Here is a 3,836-nt window from a genome sequence, read left to right on the forward strand (position 1 = left end):
CTCGATCTCACAGGCGCTGCATAACTTGTGGCAAACACCGACAGCCCTGACGCGCTCCCTGTGGGAGCTGGCTTGCCGGCGATTAGGCCATCACTGCCAGCATAAAACCCTGGCCATGCAATGTTGCATAGACAACCTTGCACATTAGTGGATGTTCCTGAGCCGTGTGTGCGGGTATGCTCAGGGCTGACTTTTCGTACTGTCCTGATCCAAGGAGCTGCACGCTGTGTTCAAACATGTCGATGCCTATGCCGGCGACCCGATCCTCTCGTTGATGGAAACTTTCAAGGCCGACCCGCGCGCCGACAAGGTCAACCTGAGCATCGGCCTGTATTACGATGAGGCCGGCGTGGTGCCGCAATTGGCGGCGGTGGATGCGGTGGAAAAGCGCATCGCCGGCCAGGACCATGAAGCGTCCCTGTACCTGCCTATGGAAGGCCTGGCCAGCTACCGTCAGGCGATTCAGGCGCTGCTGTTCGGCGCCGATCACCCGGCCGTGACGGGTGGGCGCGTGGCCACGGTGCAGACCGTAGGTGGCTCTGGGGCGTTGAAGGTCGGCGCCGACTTCCTCAAGCGCTACTTCCCGCAGTCGGAAGTCTGGGTCAGCAACCCGACCTGGGACAACCACCGTGCCATCTTCGAGGGTGCCGGTTTCAAGGTGCACACCTACCCGTACTTCGATCAGGCCACCCGCGGCGTCGACTTCGACGGCATGCTGGCCACCCTGCAAGCGCTGCCGGCCAATAGCGTGGTCCTGCTGCACCCGTGCTGCCATAACCCGACCGGTGCCGACCTGGCCCAGAACCAGTGGCAGCAGGTGGTCGAAGTGGTCAAGGCCCGCCAGTTGATCCCGTTCCTCGACATCGCCTACCAGGGCTTTGCCGAGGGCCTGGTCGAGGACGCCTACGCTATCCGCGAAATGGCCCGTGCCGGCGTACCGTGCCTAGTCAGCAACTCGTTCTCGAAAATCTTCTCGCTGTATGGCGAGCGGGTCGGTGGCTTGTCAGTGGTGTGCGACGACGCGGCCACCGCACAGAGCGTGCTGGGCCAGCTCAAGGCCACCGTGCGCCGCAACTATTCCAGCCCGCCCAATTTCGGTGCCCAACTGGTGGCTGGGGTGCTCGGCGATGCCGGCCTGAATGCCCAGTGGGCCGAGGAAGTCGAAGTGATGCGCAAGCGCATTCTGGATATGCGCCAGGCGCTGGTCGATGCCCTGGCCGTGCTGCTTCCAGGCCAGGACTTCCAGTTCTTCCTGCGCCAGCGTGGCATGTTCAGCTACACCGGCTTCAGCGTCGAGCAGGTCCGCCGCCTGCGCGACGAATTTGGCGTGTACCTGATCGATAGCGGCCGCGTGTGCATGTCCGGCCTGCGCCCAGCCAACCTTCACCGGGTAGCCGAGGCATTTGCTGCCGTGCAGAAGTAACCCTGCACCGGGGTGCTGAGCACCCCGTTCGCGCTGCAAGGCCGCTCTTGCATCCACCGCGCAACACCCGCGATGCCTGCCACTTGTAAAGACAAGTGCAACCGCCCCTCGGAAAAGGGCTTCGCAAGTGCAACCTTTCCGTGCACAATCGCGCCCCTCTTTTCCGGTTGAGTTGGGCGAACGCACCATTTCGCCATTCTCAGCCTGTTGCAGTCTTGCGAGTGGAGCTTCACCCGGAATGAATGAGCAGGCCCCAAGCGTTGAACAACGCTTTGCAGAATCGACCCCCGCCACCCTCGGTAACTGGGCGCGGCACGACACCACCTGGATGCTGGGCCTGTTCGGCACCGCCATCGGTGCTGGCACCCTTTTCCTGCCGATCAACGCCGGCCTTGGCGGCTTCTGGCCGCTGCTGGTCCTGGCCGTGCTGGCATTCCCGATGACCTATTTCGCCCACCGTGGGTTGACCCGTTTCGTGCTTTCCGGGCGCACCGGTGGTGATATCACCGAGGTGGTCAAGGAGCATTTCGGCAGCACTGCGGGCACCTCGATCACCGTGCTGTACTTCTTCGCCATCTTCCCGATCCTGCTGATCTACAGCGTGGCGCTGACCAACACCGTGTCCAGCTTCATCGAGCACCAGTTGCACCTGCAGCCACCGCCACGGGCCATGCTGTCGTTCGTGCTGATTCTTGGCCTGCTGGCCATCGTGCGCTGCGGCGAGCAGGCCACGGTCAAGGTCATGAGCCTGCTGGTATACCCGTTCATCGTTGCCCTGGCGCTGCTGGGCCTGTATCTGGTGCCGCACTGGACTGGCGGTATCCTCGATAGCGCCACCCAGGTGCCACCGGCCTCGGCCTTCCTGCACACCTTGTGGCTGGCCATTCCGGTGATGGTGTTTTCCTTCAACCACTCGCCGATCATTTCGGCCTTCGCCGTGGACCAGAAACGCCGCTACGGCGACCACGCCGATGAGCGCAGCGGGCAGATTCTGCGCCGTGCCCACCTGTTGATGGTGGTGATGGTGCTGTTCTTCGTGTTCAGTTGCGTGCTGACCCTGAGCAGCGCGCAGCTGGCTGAAGCCAAGGCGCAGAACCTATCGATCCTGTCGTACCTGGCCAACCACTTCAGCAACCCGACCATCGCGTTCGCCGCGCCGCTGATTGCCTTCGTAGCCATCGCCAAGTCGTTCCTCGGCCACTACATCGGTGCCAGTGAAGGCCTCAAGGGCATTATCGCCAAGACCGGCGCACGCCCGGGCGCCAAGGCCCTGGACCGGGTGGTTGCAGGGTTGATGCTGGTAGTGTGCTGGGTCGTCGCCACCCTCAACCCGAGCATCCTCGGCATGATCGAATCGCTCGGCGGCCCGATCCTTGCGGTGCTGCTGTTCCTGATGCCGATGTACGCCATTCGCCGTGTACCGTCCATGCGCAAGTACAGCGGCGCGGCGTCCAACGTATTCGTGGTGGTGGTTGGTCTGGTTGCGCTGACTTCGGTGGTGTACGGCCTGCTGGGTTGAGTCACGGCTGACTATGAAACAAGCCCGGGTTGGCTGGCGCCGCCCGGGTTTTTTTGCGCGTTAAACTCACCCGGCAAGCGGCGAGAAAGCCGGAAGTTTGTTCACAAACATTATCCGGGAATAGAACAAATTCACCCGCCCCCATAGGCACTCGGCCGCCTTCATGCTTAACTCGGTGTCCTTTTCAAACCCCGCATAAGGATTTCGTCATGGCTCAAGTGACTCTCAAAGGCAACCCGGTTCAGGTCAACGGCAACCTGCCACAGGCCGGCGCCCAGGCTCCGGCTTTTTCCCTGGTGGGTGAAGGCCTGGCTGACAAGTCGCTGAAAGACTACGCCGGCAAGCGCAAGGTGCTGAACATCTTCCCGAGCGTCGACACCCCAACCTGTGCCACTTCGGTGCGCAAGTTCAACGCCCAGGCCAACGATGTATCCAACACCGTGGTGCTGTGCATCTCCGCCGACCTGCCGTTTGCGCAGGCACGTTTCTGCGGCGCCGAGGGCCTGGAGAACGTGAAGAACCTGTCGACCCTGCGTGGCCGCGAGTTCCTCGAAAACTACGGCGTGGCCATCGCCGATGGCCCGCTGGCTGGCCTGGCCGCCCGCGCCGTGGTGGTGCTGGACGAGAACGATAAAGTGCTGCACAGCGAGCTGGTCGGCGAAATCGCTGAAGAACCGGACTACGAGGCTGCACTGGCGGTACTGAAGTAAGCAGCGCGCCTGTCGCGGAGCGCTTTGATGTTGTGATAGCCCTGTAGGAAAGAGTGCAGCTCTGCTCTGCAGGGTTGTCAGTGCTCGCCGTGGCATCTTTAGCGCTTGTGAGATCGAGCGCCGCCCGCGCGGCGCATCGCGAGCTGCGCTCGCTCCTACGTTTGTTTCGCGCCAATTATGCCTG

Annotated in this window: 3 protein-coding genes; all 3 read left to right on the top strand. The window is 62.5% G+C overall.

Annotation, left to right across the window (positions count from 1 at the left end):
- Positions 1 to 226 precede the first annotated feature (226 nt).
- Positions 227 to 1,423 carry an amino acid aminotransferase gene (locus tag G1E_RS23945; protein ID WP_009682398.1) on the top strand — a complete coding sequence of 399 codons (1,197 nt, stop codon included), beginning with the start codon at positions 227 to 229 and terminating at the stop codon, positions 1,421 to 1,423.
- Between the two features lie 238 nt (positions 1,424 to 1,661).
- Complete coding sequence (locus tag G1E_RS23950; RefSeq protein WP_047150160.1) at positions 1,662 to 2,942, top strand: serine/threonine transporter; 1,281 nt, start codon at positions 1,662 to 1,664, stop codon at positions 2,940 to 2,942.
- A 209-nt stretch (positions 2,943 to 3,151) separates the two neighbouring features.
- Complete coding sequence (gene tpx, locus G1E_RS23955) at positions 3,152 to 3,652, top strand: thiol peroxidase (protein WP_009682400.1); 501 nt, start codon at positions 3,152 to 3,154, stop codon at positions 3,650 to 3,652.
- Positions 3,653 to 3,836: the final 184 nt, after the last annotated feature.

Source organism: Pseudomonas sp. TJI-51, from assembly GCF_000190455.2.
Lineage (GTDB): Bacteria > Pseudomonadota > Gammaproteobacteria > Pseudomonadales > Pseudomonadaceae > Aquipseudomonas > Aquipseudomonas juntendi.